General features: G+C 70.5%; 17 protein-coding genes and 2 pseudogenes. 2 read left to right on the top strand and 17 right to left on the bottom strand.

Features of this window, described 5'->3' with window-relative positions:
- The 10 genes and pseudogenes from V7050_RS06360 to V7050_RS06405 all read right to left on the bottom strand — a co-directional run.
- Window positions 1–1,164: pseudogene (locus V7050_RS06360) on the bottom strand (hypothetical protein); the annotation flags it as partial.
- A 42-nt stretch (window positions 1,165–1,206) separates the two neighbouring features.
- Window positions 1,207–3,330 carry a hypothetical protein gene (locus V7050_RS06365; protein WP_324373795.1) on the bottom strand — a complete coding sequence of 708 codons (2,124 nt, stop codon included), beginning with the start codon at window positions 3,328–3,330 and terminating at the stop codon, window positions 1,207–1,209.
- Window positions 3,327–4,685: a S8 family serine peptidase gene (locus V7050_RS06370; protein ID WP_324367594.1), complete on the bottom strand. Its 1,359-nt coding sequence runs from the start codon at window positions 4,683–4,685 to the stop codon at window positions 3,327–3,329. The genes V7050_RS06365 and V7050_RS06370 overlap by 4 nt, the downstream gene beginning before the upstream one ends.
- The gene (locus V7050_RS06375; protein WP_324367592.1) at window positions 4,682–5,680 is read right to left on the bottom strand and encodes a hypothetical protein; all 999 of its coding nucleotides are present in this window, start codon (window positions 5,678–5,680) and stop codon (window positions 4,682–4,684) included. The genes V7050_RS06370 and V7050_RS06375 overlap by 4 nt, the downstream gene beginning before the upstream one ends.
- A 4-nt stretch (window positions 5,681–5,684) precedes the next feature.
- The gene (locus V7050_RS06380) at window positions 5,685–6,020 is read right to left on the bottom strand and encodes a hypothetical protein (RefSeq protein WP_324367591.1); all 336 of its coding nucleotides are present in this window, start codon (window positions 6,018–6,020) and stop codon (window positions 5,685–5,687) included.
- Window positions 6,017–7,240 carry a hypothetical protein gene (locus V7050_RS06385; RefSeq protein WP_324373797.1) on the bottom strand — a complete coding sequence of 408 codons (1,224 nt, stop codon included), beginning with the start codon at window positions 7,238–7,240 and terminating at the stop codon, window positions 6,017–6,019. The genes V7050_RS06380 and V7050_RS06385 overlap by 4 nt, the downstream gene beginning before the upstream one ends.
- A 6-nt stretch (window positions 7,241–7,246) precedes the next feature.
- Entirely contained in the window at window positions 7,247–9,301 is a 2,055-nt protein-coding gene (locus V7050_RS06390) for a hypothetical protein (RefSeq protein ID WP_324373799.1), read from the bottom strand.
- Window positions 9,298–9,522, bottom strand: a complete 225-nt coding sequence (locus V7050_RS06395) for a hypothetical protein (RefSeq protein ID WP_324368135.1) — start codon at window positions 9,520–9,522, stop codon at window positions 9,298–9,300. The genes V7050_RS06390 and V7050_RS06395 overlap by 4 nt, the downstream gene beginning before the upstream one ends.
- A gap of 256 nt (window positions 9,523–9,778) precedes the next feature.
- Window positions 9,779–10,696, bottom strand: a complete 918-nt coding sequence (locus V7050_RS06400) for an AfsR/SARP family transcriptional regulator (protein WP_324368137.1) — start codon at window positions 10,694–10,696, stop codon at window positions 9,779–9,781.
- 158 nt (window positions 10,697–10,854) lie between these two features.
- Window positions 10,855–11,688, bottom strand: a complete 834-nt coding sequence (locus V7050_RS06405) for a shikimate dehydrogenase family protein (RefSeq protein WP_324368139.1) — start codon at window positions 11,686–11,688, stop codon at window positions 10,855–10,857.
- A gap of 333 nt (window positions 11,689–12,021) precedes the next feature.
- On the opposite strand from V7050_RS06405, the gene aroQ reads away from it, so the two are divergent.
- On the top strand, window positions 12,022–12,462 hold the full coding sequence (gene aroQ / locus V7050_RS06410) for a type II 3-dehydroquinate dehydratase (RefSeq protein WP_324368141.1): 441 nt from the start codon (window positions 12,022–12,024) through the stop codon (window positions 12,460–12,462).
- Between the two features lies 1 nt (window position 12,463).
- On the top strand, window positions 12,464–13,510 hold the full coding sequence (locus tag V7050_RS06415; protein WP_324368143.1) for a Gfo/Idh/MocA family protein: 1,047 nt from the start codon (window positions 12,464–12,466) through the stop codon (window positions 13,508–13,510).
- Window positions 13,511–13,881: 371 nt separating this feature from the next.
- On the opposite strand, the gene V7050_RS06420 is transcribed toward V7050_RS06415, so the two are convergent.
- From V7050_RS06420 to V7050_RS06450, 7 genes and pseudogenes are all read right to left on the bottom strand, one after another.
- Entirely contained in the window at window positions 13,882–14,991 is a 1,110-nt protein-coding gene (locus tag V7050_RS06420) for an ABC transporter ATP-binding protein (protein ID WP_324368144.1), read from the bottom strand.
- A gap of 69 nt (window positions 14,992–15,060) precedes the next feature.
- Window positions 15,061–16,284: an ABC transporter substrate-binding protein gene (locus V7050_RS06425; protein WP_324368146.1), complete on the bottom strand. Its 1,224-nt coding sequence runs from the start codon at window positions 16,282–16,284 to the stop codon at window positions 15,061–15,063.
- A gap of 25 nt (window positions 16,285–16,309) precedes the next feature.
- Window positions 16,310–17,260, bottom strand: coding sequence for a carbohydrate ABC transporter permease (locus V7050_RS06430; RefSeq protein WP_324368148.1), 951 nt, complete (start codon window positions 17,258–17,260; stop codon window positions 16,310–16,312).
- Window positions 17,257–18,138, bottom strand: coding sequence for a carbohydrate ABC transporter permease (locus V7050_RS06435; RefSeq protein WP_324368153.1), 882 nt, complete (start codon window positions 18,136–18,138; stop codon window positions 17,257–17,259). The genes V7050_RS06430 and V7050_RS06435 overlap by 4 nt, the downstream gene beginning before the upstream one ends.
- A complete protein-coding gene (locus V7050_RS06440) occupies window positions 18,138–19,295 on the bottom strand; it encodes a Gfo/Idh/MocA family protein (RefSeq protein WP_324368150.1) in 1,158 nt (385 codons plus the stop codon). The genes V7050_RS06435 and V7050_RS06440 overlap by 1 nt, the downstream gene beginning before the upstream one ends.
- 139 nt (window positions 19,296–19,434) lie before the next feature.
- Window positions 19,435–20,340, bottom strand: coding sequence for an ROK family protein (locus V7050_RS06445; RefSeq protein ID WP_324368151.1), 906 nt, complete (start codon window positions 20,338–20,340; stop codon window positions 19,435–19,437).
- Between the two features lie 7 nt (window positions 20,341–20,347).
- A pseudogene (locus V7050_RS06450) lies at window positions 20,348–20,944 on the bottom strand (D-TA family PLP-dependent enzyme); the annotation flags it as partial.

Genomic DNA, 20,944 nt, shown 5'->3' on the forward strand with positions numbered 1-20,944 from the left:
ACCCAGGTCGCGATCCCGCTGATCATCCGCTTCGCCATCGACCACGGCATGGCGGCAGGCATCGACGACCAGGGCATCGGAGGCCAGCAGGGCCTCGACCTCGCCGAGCAACAGCGACCGCTCCTCGCCGTGGGCCATCAGCCGAGCGGCGGGCGCCTCGAGCGCGGCCCCGTCGAGGGCGAGCGGGCGGAGATAGAGCGCCAGCCGCGCCGGCACGTCGGGGCGCACCCGGACCGAGAGCACGGTGACCGACCCCGGCCCGTAATAGCCGTCCGGCGTCAGCGCGGTCAGCCAGCTGTCGAGCGCGGCGAGGTTCTGCGGCCGCTCGATCATCGGCAGGCGCAGCAGCGGCAGAAGCTGTTCGGGCGCGTCGGGCAGCGCGTCGATATTGACGTCGAGCCGCATCTCCGGCCCGCGCTGGGTGTTCAGCAGCGTCAGCGTGGCGACCGAGGGGGGCAGCGTGAAGCGGGCGCCGAGCACGAAGGCGAGCAGCGTCACGAGGCCGCCGTGGCGCTCGCCCATGCCGAGCGCCTCCATCAGGGGCTTCAAGGCGTCGAGCGCCGTCTCGCGGGCGATCTCGAAACTGATCTGCTGGCCGCCCGAAAGGCGACTGGTGCGGATGATGGTGGCGAAGGGGCGCAGCCCCGGCACCAGCGACATGGCGGTCTGGGCCAGATCCATCACCGGCTGCGGCAGCATGTCGAGCACCTCGGGGCCCCATTCGTAGCTGGCCTGGACCTCCGTGAGCCCGCCGCGGTCGAGCCCGAGCGCGTAGCGGGCGCCGTATCCCGCTGAGCGGGCATAGCTTCCGCGCGCGCCTTCCGACCGGCGGTCGAACCAGCGGAGCGGCTCCGTTCCGAAATGCTCGTCGATCAGGCCGCGCACGGCACCATTGGTGATCTCGCGCTGGTCGTCCGCGGTCACGCCGCGACCGAGCGGCTTGACCTGGAACGCCAGCGCGCGGCCGGCGGTCTCCGAGAAATTCGGCTCGAAGCTCCGCTGCGCCACCGGGCGCAGAGACGGGTCGTCGATATCCCAGTCGAGCGAGCGCTCCAGGGCTCCACGCAGCACGTGGTCGGCCGTGGGATCCGCCGTCATGAGCCGGTGCGCGGCGCTGCTGAGGAGCCGCTTCGCGGCATCGGCGGCGCGGGGATGGGCGGGCATGGCGAAACCTCCTTGCGGTAGGGCTGGTGGCTGCCGCCGGGGTCAGAACCCCGGCAACATCGCCCTGAGCTGCTCGAGGCTCGGCGTCTGGCCCGAGCTCACCATCTCGCGCAGCTGCGCGACGCCGCCCATGTCGATCCCCTGCATGCCGCCATTGGCCGGCATGCCGCCGAAGCCCGACATGTCCGGCAGGCTCGGCATGGGCTGGGTCTCGACCGGCGCGGAATATTCGTCGAGCAGGGCGTCGCCGACCCCGGTCACGGCGCGGAAATGCTGGCAGGCCACCATCAGCTCGCGCGTCACGTCGGCCGAGAGGTCGCTGCCCGTCCGCCCCGGCTCGGGGAAGAGCGGCCGGCCGGCGTTCTGCGACCAGACCGTGTGGTGGTCGGCGATGATGCGCATGATCGTCTGCGTCTCCACCGCGAGCGTCCGGTGCAGCACCGTGTTGACGGTTATGCCGAACTCGCGCTGCGAGATGCGCTCGATGACCTGCCATCCCGTGGTCACGCCGAGCGCGTTGCGCACCGAGGGCAGGTTCAGCACCTTCATCACCCGACGCACCTGCCGGGCCATGCGCTCGGCGGTGAAGGCGGTTCCCGCCCAGCCGCGCAGGCTGACATTGGCGGCGAAGTCGCGCACCGCCTTGCGCACGAACTCGCCGCTCGTCGCCTGGAAGCGCAGCCCGCGCGAGGCATTGTCGAAATGCACCAGCGCGGATTGCTCGCGCTCGTATTCGGAAACCGCCGAGACGACGCGCATCAGGAGCGTGTTGAACTCGGTGTTCGGCTGGATGTCGAAGGCGATCTCGCCGCCGGGCGCGCCAAGGACCCGCGAATAGACCGACCGCCGCGAGGCCTCGTCGAGCAGGTCGTCCTGATCCCAGTAGAGGTCGTCGAGCTCGCGCGCCGAACCGTCGGAGGCGGAGATCGGCAGGAGCCCGGCGACGAAGAGGTCGAGCACGCGGGCGGCCGCCTTCAGCCCGAATTCGAGCTGGTAGGCCACATAGATCGTCGCGACGGCGCGGACGTTGTCGGGCTCGATCTCGTCGTTGTAGCCCTGCGGGTCGTTGAGCGGCGGGATCTCCACGTTGGCGACCCCGCCGCCGCCGCCGTTGCCGCCCGCGGTCATGTCGGCCACGTCGGTGGCATAGGCGGAGGCGACCATCGCGCCCATGACCGTCTCGTCGCCCTTGTGGTCGGCGTAGCGGTTCGCCATGCGCCGGGCGACCCGTGCGAAGGATTGCAGGAAGACCGACTTGCCCTTGCCGGTGATGTCGCCGAGCATGCGCAGCGTCGTCTGGAAGAGCCCGATGCGCTGGGTGGCGTCCGAGGGCGCGAACATCTGCACCCCGTGGCTGTCGATCTCGACCTGGCCGCTCTCGTCGGCGCTGCCGGCGAGCTCGACGATCGCGCGCTGCAGATGCGCGAAGAAGCGCTGGTCGCCGGGATTGTAATGCCCGTCGGCGAGCATCAGCCCGGCCGCCGAGGCGGACCAGATCAGCGCAGCGTCCTCGTCGCCCTTGGCGAAGTGCTGCTGGCGCACCACGCTCTGGATCACGGCGTCGAGGTAGATCTGCTGCCCCTTCTGCGTCCGCAGGGTCGGCGGCAGGCCGGAAGGGTTGAAGGCGAGGCGCGAGAGCAATGCGTCTCTCAGTTTGATCGGGTCGAGCATGGTATCCTCCGTTCCCGGTGTGGACTCGCTCGGTGGCGCGTCCGGCACCGAATCGAGGGTTCTGCCCGCGAGGGCGGATTTCAGGGCATGGTCGTGGATGGCCCGGTCCGCGTCTTCGGCGAGGCCGCTTTCGACGCGCCAGATGGCCATAACCCGCGCGTCGTGCCGCGAGGCGGCGGTCACGTTGTGCGAAATCCAGCGCAGCGTTTCCGGTGGCGGCGGGTCGGCGCTGGCCCGGACCGCCCGTGCGAGGAAGGCGCGCGCCACGATCGCGGTCAGCGATTCGAGCGCCTGGGAAACCGAGCCCTTCTCCCGCGCGGCGGCGAGCTTCTCGCCGCGGCGCGTGATGTCGTCGCTGTCGAGCTCGCCGCCGATCCCGCGCAGGGCCTCGGCCAGCCGCGCGCCGGCTTGATCCGGCGGCAGATCGGGACGCAGGTACCCCGCGAGCAGCGCAAGCACCCGCCCGGTGATCGGGTCGTCTTCGTCGGGCGTCATCGGCCGGCCTCCGTTTCAGAAAAAGCCATCGTGTCGAGGTGGCGCAGTGCGGCGGGGATGTTGAGCATTCCCCAGCCGGTCTCGGGATTGGGATCGCCGCCCTCGGCGGAGAGGCAGAGCGCCTCGCGCGCCTCCTCGACGCGCAGCCCGTGCCCGCGCTTCGCCGCCCGCGCGGCGAGAAGCGCGGCGGCGCCGGCGACGAAGGGGGCGGCGTGGCTGGTGCCCGAACTGTCGGCATAGCCGGAGATCGCGGCGGAATAGATATGCTCGCCGGGTGCGGAGAGCGCGATGTGGCGGCCGGTCGTGGAGAATTCCGCGCGTTCGCCGGAGAGCGTGCAGGCGCCGACGGCGATGCAGCCGGGCAGGGCGGCGGGATAGAATTCCTCCTCGATCCCGGAATTCCCCATGGCCGCCACGAGGATGCATTCCTCCTCCGAGGCATAGGCCACGCTGTCGGCATGCGGCGGCGGGGCATAGGGGTCGGTCTCGGACCGGGCGGTGCCGAAGCTCATGTTGAGCACCTTGGCGCCCATGTCGACCGCCACCTTGATCGCGGCGTCGATGTCGGAGAGCGCGCCGACGCCGAAGACCGGCCCGCCGCCGGCCTGCGCCGCCGCCAGCGCGCGGATCGGCAGGAGCGGCGAGCGCCCGGCGATGCCGGGCTGCATCGAGAGCCCGCGCGCGCCGATGATGCCCGCCACATGGGTGCCGTGGCCGGTCTCGTCGCGGGCGCAGAAGTCGCGCCCCAGGCTGTCGCCGACCAGCGCGACATCCTCGGCCACCCGGCCGATGCCGAGGTCCACCGTGTCGTAGCCGGAGCGGAGCTTGCCGGCGAATTCCACATGCTCCAGCGTGACGCCGGTATCGATCACCGCCACCGCGACCGCGCGCGAGCCGGGCTCGAGCGCCAGCGCCTCGGCGACGCCGACCCGCTCGGCCGCCGCGCGGATGCCCGAGACGCGCGGCCCGGGGGCCGCGGTGCGGAAGGGGATCGAGGCCAGCGGCTCGGCCATCACCCATTCCACCTCGCCGAGGTCGCGCAGGTCGGCGACGACGGCGGCCGTCTCCCGCGCGTCGGCGAGCTGCAGCGTCACCACCCTCTGGAGCCCGAGCGCGCATTCGGTCGCGTTGTAATGGGCATGGCGCGCGCCGATCCGCGCGAGGCTCTCATGCGCGTGGAAGCACCGCTTGGCGCGCAGGGCGGTGGTCCGGGACAGGATGGTGCGGTCGACCGGGCCGCGCCCGTCCACCGAGCCCCCGGCCCGCGCCGCGCCGTCGAGCACGTCGAGATGCACCGGCAGCCGGGTCTCGACCTGCTCGCCGAGCTTCATCAGGATATGCCCGCTGCGGATCATCGCGGCGCTCCGCTGCCGGGCGGCCGCTCGACGAGATCGAAGCTCTCCGTCGCGCCGTCGGGCAGCTCGATCGTCAGCCGCCCGCCGCCCCGGCCGGGCGGCAGCGCGAAGGAGGCGGCCAGCGCGCTGGCCTCGACCAGCGCCAGCGGGCGACCGTCGAGCCGGGCGGCCGGGCCGCGCCCCTCCTCGATCAGGTTCCGCCCGGAGATGCGGATGTTGCGCGCGCCGGGGTCGATCTCGAGCCGCCGCGACGGCCCGGGGGCCGGTGCGGGCGCGCTACGCGGCTGGAGCTTCTGGCGCAGCCGGTCCACAAGATGCGCGCCGGGATCCCCGGCCGGCGCGGGCGCCGGGCGCGGATCAGGGACCGGGCCGGGCCGGGGCTCGGGGCGGATCTCCGGCCGGTGCCACGGGGCCGGTGCGGGCGTGACATCGGGCCCGCGTCCCACGGGCGGCTCGGCCGCCCCGTCGGGGAGCGCTCCCGGCATGCCGTCCCCGGCCGGCTCCGCGCCGATGTCCTCGAGCCTCGGCCGCGCGAGATTGAGCGCGCCGCGGATGCGGCCGAGATCGATGCCGGTATGGCGCGACAGCGTGTCCTCGCCGGCGCTGCGCTGGAGGTTCTTGAGCTGGGCGGCATTGCGCACGCCGATCTTGGCCAGCTGGCGCTGCTCGTCGCGCTTCAATCCGAGCTCGTCGAGCGACGGGGTCTGCGCCATCTCCATCGAGATGGTATTCTCCTCGATCATCGGTCGCGTGATGGTGGTGAAGCCGATCGACACCGTGCTCGCTCCATCCTCGTTCGGGCCGGCGGGCCGGAAATTCACCCGTCCCTGGGCGTCCATCTCGACGAAGACCTTGAGATCCACGTTGAAATCCTTGAGCGCGAAGGTCAGCGGCCGGTTGACGGCCTTGAGCCGGAGCGCGTCCTGGGTCTGGTCGAGCTGGGCCGTAATGGCCTCGAGAAAGTCCTCTATCGGATAGCCGCCGCCGGGGGGCATCACGTCACCCCGCGGGATCCGGCACGGCTCGGGTTGCAGGGACGGCGCCCGCGGACGCCGGGTGAGCGGGGGTGGCATGCGCCGCCGGACGATGGGATGGCGCGGCCTCGGCCGGCAGCTGGCCGAAGCGGAGCCGCGCGCGATGGGCGACCGGCTCGACGCCGGCGTGATACGCGCTCCAGGGCGGCTGCGCGTAGAAGCACGGACCCTCCGGCCCGGCCTCCATCAGCACCAGGAGCGGCAGGTGGATCTCGGCCTCCTCGACGAAGACATGCGGATGCTCGGGCGCGGCGCCTAAGGCGAGCTCGGTCAGCGTGTCGGCGAGGGTCCTGCGCTTCATCTCCGCCTCCCTGCCGGCAGCCCCTGCTGCGTCCCGGAGGGCGGCATCGGCGGCATCGGCTCCATCGGCGGCGGGGGCGGTGGCGGGACCGCACCGGCGACACCCGGGCTGCCGGCCGCCGGCGCCGCGGCCTCGGGAAGCGGCTGGGCCACCTTGGCGTGGCTGTTGATGAGCTGGATCGCCTGGCTGTCGGCGAAGCGCTCCAGCGGGAAGTAATCCGAGCGGAACCGCACCCGCACCTCGCCGGTGAGCTCGGCGTTCATGTTCACGTCCGACTGGGCGTTGAGGTTCATGGTATTGACCACGAGCCCGCTCGCCCCGAAGGCATTGCCGCCGAGCTTGCCCGCCAGCGTCCAGTTGGTCGGCTTGTAGTCGTTGAAGGTGAGCGTCATGCTCTCGGTCGCGTCGATGTGGAAGACGAGCTTGGCGTTGATCTCGCCGTCCGAGACCACGATCCGGTTGATGCCCATCATCACCATCGTGGCCAGCGACTGGTGGCGCATCTCGGCCAGGGTCCGCCGCGTCTCGGGGATCACCACCTCCTCGACCGCCTGCGGGTCGAGGTCCATCGGGCTGTCGAAGCCGAGGTTCTTGAGGAAGCTCGGCAGCTCGCCCGCGCCCACCGCGTCGGTCGCGACCGTCATCTTCGGGGCGCCCGAGGAGAGATCCTTCTGGAAGACGTCGCCATAGGTCGAGGTCAGGTGATCCCGCGCCATGTCGTCGGTGATGTTGTCTTCCATGAACTGGTCGACGGTCTTGGCGGTCTCGGCGAGCAGCCGGGAATAGGCCTCCATCTGCTGGATGGAGCTGTCGACGATCGCCTGGAAGGTGCCCTGGATCAGCGAGGCGGTGAAATCGGGAAAGGCGATCGCGCCCAGCATCTCGCGGGTTGCGCCGGCGGCACGCTGGAAGGCGTTCTGGCCGCCGCCCGCGGGCGCGCCCGGCGCGGCACCGGGCGCCGGCATGCCCGGTGTGCCGCCCGGAGCCGGCATCGGCCCGCCGGGCGGCATGGCGCCGCCGGTCGAGCCGCCGCCGCGCAGCGCGTTGAGATCGGGCGCCAGCGGCCGGGCCGGGGCGGAGCCGAGGAAGCCGAGCACCCGGCTCATGGAATCGGCCAGCTCGTCCTGCTGGTCGCGGGGCAGGGACCGGAAGGCGGCGCTCCGGTTCAGCGCGGCGGCGATCTGGTCGGGGTGAAGCTCGGGGGCGCCGTTGCGGGCCATCTCGGATCAGCCTCCCGCAGCGAGGTCGCCGAAGGCGGGCGAGACCCGCAGGCGCAGCAGCGCGTCGCCGAGCGGGCCGGGACCCGCCGCGGTCACCAGCGCGTCCAGCACGCCCTCCGCGTCGGGCACCTGCACCGGGCTGTCCGGCCCGAGGGCGCGCAGGGCGCCGATCAGCGCGAAATGCGTCGGCCCGTCGAGGATGTCGCCCGGCGGCAGGCCCTTCGCGGCGCGGAAGGCGCCGAGGTCGGTGAAGGCGAGCGCGTCGAGCGCCGCGCCGAGGCGCGCGGGCGTGTCGAAGGGATTGACCGCCCCGCCCGCATGCGCCATCGCGCCCTCCACCCCGCGCTGGATGCCGAGGCAGAGCAGCATCGCGAGGCCGCGGTCGTTCTCGATCCCGAGCGCCTGCGCCACCGGGCGGAGCGGATCGAGCCGGCGGGCGAGGATCTGCGCCCGCATCGCCGCCTGGAACGGCGCGTGCCGCGCGGCATTGCGGAACCTCTCGAGCCAGGGCTCCTCCCAGAGGTCCCGCCCCGCGACCGGCTGCACCCGCGGGCCGCGTCCGCCGGGGCTGTCGAGGCCGGAAGGCCCCTCGGCGGTCGCCACCGCGACCAGCTCGCCGGCATCGGATCCGAAGATCTGCGCGAAGGCCGCGCCGTCGGTCTCCTGCATCAGCGCCAGCAGCTCGCCCAGCTCGCCGCTGTCCTGCACCGCCTGGTGCGGCCCGTAGCGCAGACCGTCATGGGCGCGCTGGTAATAGGGGTCGGACGCCCCGAAGCGCCCGCGGAAGCCGCCGTCGAGGCTGAGCGCATCGTAGCGGTTCCCGGCGCCCTCGGCGATCACCGCCTGGAGCAGCAGATCCTCGGCCGCGGCCCCGGTGACGGCGACAGCAGGCGCGGCGGGGACGGGCGCGGTCGGGGCCGCGGGCTCGCCGGCCGCAGGCTCGGGCAGCGCATCGAGCGGCGGGATCGGCTCTCCGGCCTCCTCGGCAAAGGATGCCGCCGGCGCCCCGTAGCCATCGTCATAGGCGAAGGGGGAGGGGCGTGAATCGCTGTCAAGATCGCGGAACCGCGATTCCCGCTCCCCGGTGCCGCCGCCATAGGCATAATCCTCGTCGACGAACCCGCCCGCCGGCTGTGGTGCCGCGGCATCGATCTGGGGTGGCGGCGCATCGGGTCGGCGACCCTCGCCGTTGCCGCCGTTGCCGCCGCGCGCATCATTGCCGCCATCGGCGATCCTCGCATCGTTGCGGTTGGGCGCGGCGCTCGCGCCATTTCCGGATGCCGAACCGTTCGACCCCCGCCGGCCATTGCCGGCGGGCGCCGGGGCGAGGCCGTTCGCCGCCGGCGCGGTCGATCCGTTCGCCGCGCCAGCGCCGTTTCCCCCGGGTGCCGCAGTGCCGCCGTTCCGCCCGTTCCACCACGGGGCCGGCGCCGGCGCCGCCCGCCGGAAGACCGGCAACCCGCCGATGACGTCCGGCAGGGCGCGCGGGTGCGGCTCCGACGCCATCACCCGCCCGGCGGCATTGACCGCGCCGAGCCGCTCGACCGCGACGCCCAGCACCTTGGAGAGATTCGCCGACACGAGGTCGGCCGCGACCGCCACATGCGGCGCGCTGGTCGCCATCGCCTCCGGCGGAACCGAGTAGCGGCCTTGTCGCGCCTCGGCATCGTCATAGGCCACGGCGACGTAATAGAGCCGCGTCGGCCGCGGCTCGACCGATACCATGTCGCGCAGGAACGCCCGCGGCAGCAGGTAGAAGCCGGTCTCGATCTCGATGGGCATGCCCTGGAAATCCTGCCGCGACGACCGGAAGTTCTTCGGGGTGCGCCGGTGGGCATTGGCCGGGTCGAAGAGCGTCGGGTCGGTCGCGACGATCACATCGAAGCTCCGGGCGCCCGGCGCCACCACCTGGAAGGAGAGCGAGGGGTCGGCCCGGCGCACCTCGGCGCGCGAGGGCGAGACCGTCACCTGTCGCGTCGGGGCGGCGGCAAAACCGGCGGCCATGCCGTGCCGGAAGGGGGGCTGCTGGGCGGTGAACGAGCGCTGTGGCAGCGGGATCATGCGGAGGGCCTCCGGTCGGGAGCGGCTCGGGCAGGTGCCTCGGCCTTGTCGATCATCCGGGCGATCAGGTCGGGCAGTTCGTCGAGCGCCTGAAATCCCAGCCGCTCGCGCTCCGCATCGCCGGCATCGAGCGCGCGCGGATCGGGCACCCGCTCGACCCAGCCGCGCCGCACTTCGGCCGCGCCTTCGATCTCGCGCACCTCCGTGCGGTAAACGACCACGAAGCGGTGTGTCTTTGCTGGACGTCCTCGGGACACGGGGGGCGATTCGCTGCCAGGCTGATGTCAGGACCCGCATCTTCGCCCCGGCCCCTCACGGGGAGGTCACCGCCCGGTCACAGGGCCATCACAAGGATCACGTCGCAAAAACAACCGCTTGCCCGAACGGCCGGGCTCGGGGGCTGCAGGGCGGGGTGGTCATGTGATCGGGGCCGCCGCCGGCGGGGCGGCGACGCGCGCCGTTCGGACTATTGCGGGATCAGCCGGGCGTGCCGCGGCGCAGATCGAGGCTGGTCTCCTCCAGCCAGTGCCGCGCGGTATTGATGTTGGCGAGCGCCATGTCGACCTTCTGCGCCGGGCTGCGGCTGGCGTCGCTGCGGCGGCGCGGGGCGGCCCCGAGATTGCCCGTGGCCTGCGGCGGCCGCCCCGGCACGGCGAGGATCGTCTCCTGGATGCGCCGGGTCTCGTCCATCGGCTCGACGCCGAGCTCCTCGCGCAGGATCTGCTCGCAGAGCGCATATTGCCGCATCGCGAGCGGGCGGTTGCCGTTGTGGAAATGGCACCGCATCACCGCGCGATGCACATGCTCCATCAGCGGGTCGAGCGCGAGAAGCGCGCGGCCGTGGCGCAGGCCCGCGCCCCAGTCCTGCCGCGCCATGGCGGCGGCCATCAGGAACTCCAGCGCCTCGATGTGCTGGGCGCGCAGGTTCTCGCGCCAGAGCAGGCACCAGTCGGAATAGACCGCCTCAAGCAGGTCGCCGCGATAGGCGGCGACGCCCGCCTCGACCTTGGCGATCGCGGCCGGTTCGGCCTGCGCCGGATCGACGGCGGCCACGACCGCCATCGCCGCGCTCAGCGCGCCGACGTCGACCGCGTGGTCGGGCTGGCCGACATAGCCGATGCGCGCATGGCTGCGCGGAAAGGCGCGCTGGGTGTCCATGCCCACGGCCTTCAGCGCCCGGGTGAGCCGCCAGATCTCGGTGTTGAGCGCGCTGCGGGCGCGCAATGCCGGCAGATGGCTCCAGAACTGCTCGGCGAGGCGCCCGCGATCGAAGCTGCGTCCGTCCTCGAGCACGAGAAAGGCGAAGAGCTCCGCGCCCCGGCGGGTCTGGAGATCGGCGCTCCGGCCATTCGCGGCGGAAACGTCGACGCGCCCGAAGAGGGAGATATGAATCATCGAGTCTACCCCCCGGCATTCGGCAGACTTCACGCAAATTCGACTATGGACGCGCTCCTGATGCCGCCACCATGAACCCAAAGTTGATTCGGGGCAATGTGCGCTCCGCGGCGCGAGCAGCCGAGCGCCGGCCGATCGATGCGGGCTGGCACCCCGTCTCAATAGGCGATCTTCGCCACCGCGCGCAGCTCGTCCGGCGTGGCCGAGCGGAGGCCGAAAAACTCCAGATAGGCCGGGATCTGCTCGAAGAGCATGTCCGTGCCGACCTGGAACGCGCAGCCCCGGGCGCGCGCGGCGGCGAGGAAGGGGGTGATCTCCTGCTTCATCACTACCTCGCCCACGAAGGCCGAGGGGTCGATGCGCTCCACCTCCACCGGCAGCGGATCGCCCTCGTTCATGCCGAGCGGCGTGGCGTTGACGACCATGTCGAAACCGGCCGGGTCCTTCGACCCCGTGCTGACCGCGAGGCCCGGATAATGCCGCCGCAGGCGCTCCGCGAGACCCTCCATCATCGGGCCGTGGCTGTCGTAGACGGCGAGCTCCGCCACCTCGGCCCTGGCCAGCGATGCCGCGATGGCCGAGCCGACGCCGCCCGAGCCTACGACCAGCGCCTTCGCCCCGGCAAGGCTCTGCCCCTTGCGCAGCGCGCCCCGCACGAAGCCCTCGCCATCGAACATATCGCCGACGAGCCTGCCATCGGGGTCCCGCCGGACTGCATTGCATGACCCGGCCACTTGCGCCGTGGTCCCGACCTCGTCGAGCAGCCCGACCGTCGTGACCTTGTGCGGCATGGTGACCAGCGCCCCGAGGATGTTCGACAGGCGGAAGAGCAGCTTCAGGAAATCCGGATAGGCATCGGAGGTGCAGCCCATGGGCACGACCACCGCATCGATGCCGTGCTTCTCGAAATAGGGGTTGAAGATCATCGGCGCCCGAAAGGATTCGGTCGGATGGCCGAGATGGGCGATCAGCTTCGTCTTGCCGGTGATCATGGCCAGGCCTCGCAGCTTGGGAGGGACGATCCTTGGTAGCGCGGCGGCCGCGGCGGCGGAAGTCCGATCGTGACCGTTGCCGCCTGCCGTCCCGCTCGGCCTTGCGGTGTCGCCGTGACATCACAGGCGAGCGGCGATATGCGCGGGGGACCGGTTTTGCTGCCCAAGACCGCCTTTCCGCCTGTAGATCCCAAGGCTAGCCATGACCGCGTTCGGAGCGAGGACCGAGATGACGGCACCGGAATGGGGGCCGACCGACATGCCGCGGCGCGCTCGCCCCGTCATCCGCGCCGCGGGCGCGGTGGCTGCGGCCCATCTGGAGAGATCGACAGCATGAAGACCATCTATGTGCTCAACGGCCCGAACCTGAACCTGCTCGGCAAGCGCCAGCCCGAGATCTACGGATCCGAGACGCTGGCGGATGTCGAGCGGCTTTGCGCCGGGGCCTGCGACGCGGGCTTCGGGATCCGCCTGCTGCAATCCAACCACGAGGGCCAGATCATCGACTGGATCCACGAGGCCCGCGAGACGAGCTGCGGCATCGTCATCAATCCGGGCGCCTTCACCCATACCTCGGTCGCGATCCTGGACGCGCTCAACGCCTACGAGCCGCCGGTGATCGAGGTCCATATCAGCCAGGTGCACAAGCGGGAGGCGTTCCGCCACCACTCCTATGTCTCGCTCCGCGCCGATGGCGTGATCGCCGGCCTCGGTCTTGCAGGCTATGTCGCCGGCGTGCGCCGCATCTGCCAGCTGGCCGGCGGCGCCGGCTGAGATGGCCACGGCCGTCCGCCTCGCCGTCGTCGGCGCCGGGCTGATCGGGCGACGGCATGCGGCGGCCGTCGCCACGGCCCCGGGCGCCGCGCTCGCCGGCATCGTCGACCCCGCGGAGGCCGGGACCACCGTGGCCCGGGACCACGGCGTGCCGCACCACCCCTCGCTGGAGGCGATGCTCGCTGCCGGTGGCGTCGACGGGGTCATCCTCGCCACGCCCAACGCGATGCACGAAGGCGGCGCGCTCGCCTGCATCGCCGCCGGGCTGCCGGTGCTGGTCGAGAAGCCCATCGCCACGGATGCCGCGGCCGGGCGCCGCATCGTCGAGGCCGGCGAGGCGGCCGGGGTCGTGGTCGCGGTCGGCCATCACCGGCGCCACAATCCGCTGATCGCCCGGGCGAAGTCGCTGATCGACGAGGGGCGGCTCGGCCGGATCGCCAGCGTTCACGGAACGACCTGGTTCATGAAGCCCGACGATTATTTCGAGACGGCCTGGCGCCGCCGCAGCGGGGCAGGGCCGGTCTATCTGAACCTGATCCATGACATCGACCTGCTGCAGCACCTGGTCGGACCGGTGAGCATGGTGCAGGCGATGGAATCGAACGCGATCCGGGGCAACGAGGTCGAGGAGACGGCGGTCGTCCTGCTGCGCTTCGCCTGCGGCGCGCTCGGAACCGTCAATGTCTGCGACAGCACGGTGGCCCCCTGGAGCTGGGAGCTGACCGCGCGCGAGAACCCCGCCTATCCGGCGACCCCGGAGGATTGCTACTGGATCGGCGGCACCGAGGGGGCGCTCGCGCTGCCCCATCTCGCCCTCTGGTGCAATCCCGGCCCCCGGTCGTGGTGGGAGCCGATCTCGGCCACGCATTTTCCCTTCGACTTCACCGATCCGCTGGTGGCGCAGGCCGGGCATTTCGCCGCCGTGATCCGGGGCGACTGCGCACCGCTGGTCTCGGGGCGGGACGGGCTGGCCGCCCTCGAGGTGATCGAGGCGGTGAAGCAGGCGGCCGCGAGCGGCGCGCCCGTCGCGGTGCGGGGCGGGACATGAAGGCCCGCGCCGTTCACCGGTGACCGCATCATGGCAGCGGTCCATGCCGTCGACGCCCACCCCGCCGGGCCGAGTGTCCCCAGCCCGATCCTCTACCGGCGCGAAGGCGGCACCTCTCGCCCCGCGGCGCGCGTCTCCGGTCAGGCGGAAGGCCCGCCTTGGTCCTGTGGGATTTTGCTGGATCGATCGGACTCAGCCGACCCGAACCGGCCATGACGTGGCGACCGCCTCGCGCCGGTTCGAAGCGTCCGCTCAATCCATGTTCTGAAAAACCGTGCAATAACAAACGACTAAGTGGCGTTTCATCGTGAAACGCCAGATTCGGGGCAGGGTCGGCGGCGGCGGGCCGGGTCGATCGGGCGGATTTCCCGTCAGGCGGCGAAGGCGGAAAGGTCGACCCGCCGGCGGAAGGCCTGGTCCTCCGCGTCGAAGAGATGGCAATCCCCCGCCCGCATCCCGATCTGCAGCGGCTGGTCGGCGACGACCGGCGTCTCGCCCGGCAGCAGGAGGCAGAAGGTGGTCGAGGCCCCGTCGCGCTGCGCATAGCCGATCGTCTGCTGGCCCAGCCGCTCGACCACCACCGGGGTGATCGTGAGCCCCAGATCGCCCTCGCCGACCCGGACATGCTCGGGGCGGATCCCTAGGCGCAGCTTCTGGCCAGGCTTCGCCGCGCCGGGCTCCACCGGGACCACCGCACGCTGGCCCTCCATCTCGACCGTCACCCCCTCCGGCCCGGTGCCGACGCAGGTCACGGGCAGGAGGTTCATCTTCGGGTTGCCGATGAACTGCGCCACGAAGACGTTCTGCGGCTCGTGGTAGAGCTCCATCGGCGTGCCGACCTGGGCGATGTGGCCGGCGTTCAGGACCACGATCCGGTCGGCCATGGTCATCGCCTCGACCTGGTCGTGGGTGACGTAGATCATCGTGGCGCCGAGCTGCTTGTGCAGGCGCGTGAGCTCGATGCGCATGTCTGCCCGCAGCGCCGCGTCGAGGTTGGAGAGCGGCTCGTCGAAGAGGAAGATCTTCGGCTCGCGCACGATAGCCCGGCCGATGGCGACACGCTGCCGCTGCCCGCCCGAGAGCATGCCCGGCTTCTGCTGCAGGCGCTGGTCCAGGTGCAGGATGCGCGCGGCATGCTCCACCTTGTTGCGGATGGTGTCCTCGTTCGCCTTCTCCACCCGGAGCGGGAAGGCGATGTTCTCGTAGACGCTCATATGCGGATAGAGCGCGTAGCTCTGGAAAACCATGGCGATGCCGCGCTTCACCGGCGGCAGGTCGTTCACGCGCGCGCCGTCGATCTTGATGTCGCCGGAGGTCGTGTGCTCGAGGCCCGCGATCATGCGCAGGAGCGTCGACTTTCCGCAGCCGGAGGGGCCGACGAAGACGACGAACTCGCCCTCGCTCACGTCGAGCGACACCCGCTTCACCACCTCGATGTGGCCGAAGCTCTTGACGATGTCGCGCAGGGCAAGTTCACCCACGGGGGCACTCCTTCGTGTCTGTCGGTGGGAACCCGCGGCACCGGCGGCGCCGCGGGAAAGAGCGGGGTGCTACTTGTATTCCTCGATCTCCGCCGAGGCCTTGTCGAGCGCGGCCTGGGGCTCGGCGTCGCCGGTGACGACCGACTGCACCATGGCGATCATGGCGTTCTGGAAGCCCTTGTAGTCGGTGAAGAGCGGCTCCGGCCCGCCGAATTCGATGCCGTCGATGAACGGCTGCCAGTAGGGCTTCTCGGCCACCATCTTGTCGACCGCCGCCGACGGCCTGAGCGGCGTGAGCCCGGCGAGACCGGAATTCTCGTACTGCTCCTGGACCTCCGGCGAGGTGATGTACTTGGCGAACTCGATCGCCTTGTCCTCGACTCCGGAATCGGCGAAGACCGCGAGGCTGTCGGTGATGAGCAGCGTCCCCGGACCCTGGGCCGAGGGGCCGAGCGGCAGCGGCGCGACGCCGTAGTTCATCCCCGCCTCGTCGGCGCGGAAGGCGGCGCCCACCGCGGCCTGGATCATCGCCACCTTGCCGTCGAGCCAGATGGCGCGGACCTCGTTCTGCTCGTAGGCGGTCGGGCCCTCTTCTGACACCGGCACCATCGACTTGTAGCCCTCGAGCGCCGCCAGCACCTCAGGGCTGTTCATCACGATGTTGCCGTCGGCATCGATGATCTGGCCGTTGTTGGTGTAAACCCAGTGCAGGAACTGGTGCATGGTGTTGTCGAAGGTCTTGGCCGAGAGCCCGAAGCCGGGGATGCCGGTCTTCTCCGTGATGATCTTGGCCATCTCGAGCTCTTCGGCCCAAGTCTTCGGCGGCACGTCGGGATCGAGGCCGGCCTGCTCGAAGAGGTCCTTGTTCCAGTAGAGCGCCTTGGTCGAGAAGGCGATCGGCACGCCCCACTGGGTGCCGTCGGAGGTCACCGTCTCGACGATGCCGGGATAGTAGGCGGCCTTCTCCTCGTCGGTCATCGGGATCTCGACGACGAGCCCGTTGGCCGAGAATTCCTTCAGTGTGCGCGAGCCGACATAGGCGAGCGCGGGCGGGCTGCCTGCGGCGGCGAGCGTCGTCGCCTTGTCCTGACACTGTGCCCAGCCGACGAGCTCGGGCTCCACCTTCCAGCCCTCGTTGGCGGCCTCCCACTCGGCGATGTACTTGATGTGCACCGGGTCGAGCGTGTCGCCACAGTAGATCCAGGAGATCACCTGGTCCTGAGCGAGGCCCGGCAGGGTGGTGCTGGCGAGCAGTGCCGCGGCGCCCACGAGGCTTCTGATGGGTTGGGTCAATTTCGTCTCCCTCTCTGTTGGATCGTCATTGTTTCACGGCACCGGCGGTCAGCCCGCCGACAAGGTAGCGCTGCAGGAAGAAGATCACGATCAGGGCCGGTGCGATGCCCACGAAGGACGCGGCCATCAGCTCGTTCCAGACCACCTCCTGCCTGCCGAAGAAGGCGAAGAGCCCGACCGGCAGCGGCATGAACTCGGTCTTGGAGTTGAAGGTCAGCGCGAAGATGAACTGCTGGGCGTAGGCGCCGATGAAGGTGGTGATGGCGACCACGATGATTCCCGGCATGGCGATGGGCAGGATCACCCGCCTCAGTGTGTAGAGATAGCCCGCGCCGTCCATGTAGGCGGCCTCGTGAAGCTCCTTCGGGATGCGGATCATGTAGGTGCGCAGGAGCCAGATCGCCGAGGGGATGAGGAAGGCCACGCCCGGCACGATCATCGCGGCGTAGGTGTTCAGGATCCCGAGGCTGCGCATCAGCCGGAAGAGCGGGATGATGAGAACGGCGCCCGAGAACATGTTGACGGCAAGAAAGCCGCCGAGCACCAGGCCTGCGCCCTTGAAGTCGAAGCGGGCGAAGGCATAGGCCGCCGGCACCACCACCAGCAGGACGATGATCGTCGCGACCGAGGAGATGAAGATGCTGTTGAAGATGAAGCGCGCGAAGCCCGGCACGCTCTCCCACATCGAGACATAGGCGGCGAAGGAGGCGTTTTCCGGGAAGAAGCGATAGGGCGAGGAGAAGAGCTGCGACAGCGGCTTGAGCGAGACGAGGAAGCCCTCGATGAAGGGTGAGAGCAGGAAGAACAGGAAGACGAACACCCCCGCATAGATCGCCACGAGCTCGTGCCAGGCATAGCGGTCGATGAGCGCCGTGGCGTCGGCCCGGCTGACCTTGGCGGCCGGCCTGGGGGCCTCCTCGGCCGCGGCGGTGACGCCAGGGGGCGGGCCGTCGGTTGCGTTGTCGGTCGTGCTCATTTTGCCGCCTCCGGCTGGAGCCTCCGGGTCACCCGGAAATAGGCGAGCGAGAAGAGGCTGAGGAAAATGCAGATCACCACCGCCCTGGCCGCCCCTTCGCCGTATTTCCGCGAGCCGATGGCGGTGTGGTAGGTGTCGATGATCATGGTGGTGGTCGCCCCGTTGGGCCCGCCCTGGGTCAGGATCCAGATGATGTCGAAGCTGTTGAACGTGGCGATCAGCGACAGCATCGACATGGTGATGATCGCCGGGACCATCATCGGCAGGGTGATGCGCCGGAACCGGTACCAGCGCCCCGCGCCATCGGTCCAGGCGGCCTCGTAGAGGTCCTTGGGGATCGCCTGGATCGCGGCGAGGAAGTAGATCGTCACCAGTGGAACGCCGATCCAGACATCGGTGACGATCGTCGCCCAGAAGGCGGTGTTGCCATAGGCGAGCCAGGCCACCGGGCCGTCCACGATCCCGAAGCGCTGCAGGAGGCCCGAGATCATCCCGAACTGGCCGTTGTACATCCAGCCCCACATGAAGATGCCGATGGCCATCGGCACGATCCAGGGCGGCATGATCAGGATGCGGAAGAGGTGCCGCCCCGGCACCGCGGCGTTGAGCAGCACCGCCCCGCACGTCCCGATGATCATCTTCAGCGCCACCGAGAAGAAGGTCCAGATGAAGGTCCGCACGATGACGGTGGCGAAGGTCGCGTTGAAGATCTTCTCGTAGTTCGCCGAGCCGACCCAGTTCGTCGTCTTCCTGAGAGAGGCGTCGGTGAAGGAGAGGATCACCGTCTGCACCAGCGGCCAGGCGACGATGGCCAGCACGTAGAGGAGGGCGGGGGCGAGGAAGGCCCAGGCGATGAGGGTGGTGCGCTCGGCCCGCATCACGCGGCCCTCGCCGAAAGCGCGCTGTCGAACCGGTCCCAGATGGGCCGGAGGTCGACCACCTGCCGCGACCTGCGCGCCTCGTCCAGGCCGAGCGCGAGGATGCCCGCCTCCAGCGCGTCGAGCGGCGAGACCGGCAATGGCCCGCCGCGCATCACATGCGCCACCACTTCCTCGGCCAGCTTCTCGTCGGCGCCGTAATGCTGCGAGAGCTCGGTCGCCGCGTATTCCTTGTGGATCACCCGCGACTCGGTCAGCACGTCATGCACGTCGAACACTCCCCGGATGAAGTCGCCCTCCGCCTGTCCGCGCGTGCCGAAGATGGCGAAGCGGCGGAACTGATCGGGCACGTTCAGGTTGGTGTGGAAGTTCATTCCCACCCCGTTGGCATATTCTATGATCGCGACCTGGTAGTCGATGATGTCCCCGTCGGTGTCGAAGACCCGGTCCGAGCCGTTCCATCCCGACGGCTTGCGGTGAAACAGTTCCATGTCGTTCACCCCCTCGCGCCGCGGGTCGTTCTCGGGGATGAAGGTCTTGCGCCCGCCGAAGCTCGCCACCCGCTCCGGCCGCGCCCCGATCACCGAATTGTAGAGGTCGAGATCGTGGCAGCATTTCTCGAGCATGAAGCTGCCCGACCATTTCTCGTAGCGCCGCCAGTCGCGCATGAAGAAGGCACCGTGATAGGGGAAGATATGCTCGGCCGCCTCGACCGAGACGATCTTGCCCAGCCGTCCCTCCGCCTGTGCCGCCTTGAGGTCGCGGTACATCGGCGCATAGCGCAGCACCAGCCCCACCAGCAGCCGCTCGTGCCCGTGCAAAGCGAGCAGCCGCGCCAGCGCGTAGCTCTGCTCGATGGACGCGACGATCGGCTTCTCGGAGAAGACCTTGAGCCCGGCTTCCAGCCCGATGCGGATGTGCTCCAGGTGCATGTGGTTGGGCGAACCGACCATCAGCAGGTCGAAGCGCTCGCCCGCGATCAGTTCCTCGGGTGTGGCGTATTGCCGGCCGGGCGAGATCCCGTTCTTCGTCAGCTCGGCCAGGCCGGCCGGAGCGGGGTCCATGTAGCCCACGATCTCGAATTCGGGATCGATGGCATTGAACACATAGCCGAGATAGCCCAGCCGGAAACCCAGTCCTATGATGGCGACCCTCATGAGCACCGCCCCCGCGTAGCGCCTGTGCGCGGTATTGTTGGCCGGGGAGGCAGCGATCCGTCAACCCGTTTCCTCGTCGCATCGTCTCTCATGGAATCGGTCATCACCTTTGTCTCCACAGAGGGCGAAAGCTCCGCCATCACAGCGATGCGAAGCCGAGCCAGGCGGCGCCCACCAGCCCCGGCTCCACCCGGCATTCTGCGCGCAGGACGAGCGGCCGGTCGAACCGGCGCAAAGTCAGCGGCCGCACCGCGGCATCCAGCGCCGCGACGAGGGTCGCGCTGCCACCGAGGCCGCCGCCGACCGGAATGATGTCGGCCGCGGTGGTATTGACCAGCATCGCCAGCGGCGCGGCGGCGATCTCGAGCCAGATCGCGACGGTGCGCGCCGGCTCGGGCTCGCCGGCCTCCCAGCCTGCGACGATGGCGAGGCTCGTGGCCTCCTTGCCGTGCAGGTGCCGATAGAGCGCCTCCATCCCGCGCGCGGAAACGGTGGCGTCGAGGCAGCCCGAGAGGCCGCAGCCGCAGCGAAAGCGCGGGATCTCCACCGGCGGCGTTCCGGCGAGCCGCGCCGCCACCGGGCCGTGTCCCCATTCGCCGGCGAAGCCGCCCTCGGCGTTGATCAGTCGACCGTCGATGACGAGGCCGCCGCCGACCCCGGTCCCGAGGATGATGCCCAGGACCACGCGATGACCCCGCCCGGCCCCCACCGCCATCTCGGCCAGCGCGAAGCAATCGGCGTCGTTCGCGAGGGCGACGGGCAGGCCCAGAGCCGCCTCCAGCCTTTCGCGCACCGGAATCCCGCTGATGCAGGGGACGTTCGCCACCACGCCGAGACCGCTGCCCGGCTCGATGATGCCGGGAATCGCCGCCGCCAGCGCGCGCGGCGGCGCCGGACAATCGGCGATTGCGCGGGCCAGCACGCCCACGAAGGCGTCGAAGTCGCGCCCCGGGGTCGGCACGCGCTCCAGCACGTCGATGTCCCCGACGGCACGGGCGTAGCCGCCCTTCATCGTGGTGCCGCCGATGTCGAAGCAGACGATCACCGCCGCGCTACCAGACGGTGCCGCGCGCGGCCACCTCCTCCACGCGCGTCACCACCCCGCCGCGGTGGAACACCATGCGGTCGAACAGGTTCGTCACCACACAGGTGTGGTTCGGCACGATCCTCACCATCTCGCCCACCTCCGGCAGCCTGCCCTCGCAGCCGGAGAGGTCCACCACGCCGTGCTCCTCCGACAGGCCGACGATCCGCGCGCCGGGCAGGCCCTCGATCTCGCCATGGTCGGGAAAGCCGAGCAGGTCGGAGGTCAGCGCCTTCGAGCCCGCGTCGATCACCGCGCGCGTCGCGGTCGGCCGCGAGACGACGGTGGCAAGGACGTGCATCGCGAGGTCCGCGGGCGTGCAATGGCCGGCGCGCACCATCGAGCGGTCGTTGTAGACATAGGTTCCCGCCCGGAACTCGGTCGCCGAGGGCACGAGATGGGCGGAGAAGAAATCCGGGCTCCCGCCGTTTGAGCGCACGGGGCAGTCGATCCCCTCCGCCGCGAGCAGCGCGACCGTCTCGGAGAAGAACGCCTCCACCCGCGCGGCACCGCCGATCGGCGGGTAAGGGAAGACACCCCCCAAACTGAGGCCCCGCGCCCCCGC

This window comes from Amaricoccus sp., from assembly GCF_036846665.1.
GTDB lineage: Bacteria > Pseudomonadota > Alphaproteobacteria > Rhodobacterales > Rhodobacteraceae > Amaricoccus.

What these genes read in the sequence shown, in the direction of transcription:
- V7050_RS06365 (WP_324373795.1), bottom strand. Translation starts at nt 3,330, where the DNA reads ATGACGCCCGACGAAGACGACCCGATCACCGGGCGGGTGCTTGCGCTG.
- V7050_RS06385 (WP_324373797.1), bottom strand. Translation starts at nt 7,240, where the DNA reads ATGGCCCGCAACGGCGCCCCCGAGCTTCACCCCGACCAGATCGCCGCC.
- V7050_RS06440 (WP_324368150.1), bottom strand. Translation starts at nt 19,295, where the DNA reads ATGAGGGTCGCCATCATAGGACTGGGTTTCCGGCTGGGCTATCTCGGC.
- aroQ (WP_324368141.1), top strand. Translation starts at nt 12,022, where the DNA reads ATGAAGACCATCTATGTGCTCAACGGCCCGAACCTGAACCTGCTCGGC.
- V7050_RS06400 (WP_324368137.1), bottom strand. Translation starts at nt 10,696, where the DNA reads ATGATTCATATCTCCCTCTTCGGGCGCGTCGACGTTTCCGCCGCGAAT.
- V7050_RS06435 (WP_324368153.1), bottom strand. Translation starts at nt 18,138, where the DNA reads ATGCGGGCCGAGCGCACCACCCTCATCGCCTGGGCCTTCCTCGCCCCC.
- V7050_RS06415 (WP_324368143.1), top strand. Translation starts at nt 12,464, where the DNA reads ATGGCCACGGCCGTCCGCCTCGCCGTCGTCGGCGCCGGGCTGATCGGG.
- V7050_RS06370 (WP_324367594.1), bottom strand. Translation starts at nt 4,685, where the DNA reads ATGATCCGCAGCGGGCATATCCTGATGAAGCTCGGCGAGCAGGTCGAG.
- V7050_RS06380 (WP_324367591.1), bottom strand. Translation starts at nt 6,020, where the DNA reads ATGAAGCGCAGGACCCTCGCCGACACGCTGACCGAGCTCGCCTTAGGC.
- V7050_RS06375 (WP_324367592.1), bottom strand. Translation starts at nt 5,680, where the DNA reads ATGCCCCCCGGCGGCGGCTATCCGATAGAGGACTTTCTCGAGGCCATT.
- V7050_RS06405 (WP_324368139.1), bottom strand. Translation starts at nt 11,688, where the DNA reads ATGATCACCGGCAAGACGAAGCTGATCGCCCATCTCGGCCATCCGACC.
- V7050_RS06430 (WP_324368148.1), bottom strand. Translation starts at nt 17,260, where the DNA reads ATGAGCACGACCGACAACGCAACCGACGGCCCGCCCCCTGGCGTCACC.
- V7050_RS06390 (WP_324373799.1), bottom strand. Translation starts at nt 9,301, where the DNA reads ATGATCCCGCTGCCACAGCGCTCGTTCACCGCCCAGCAGCCCCCCTTC.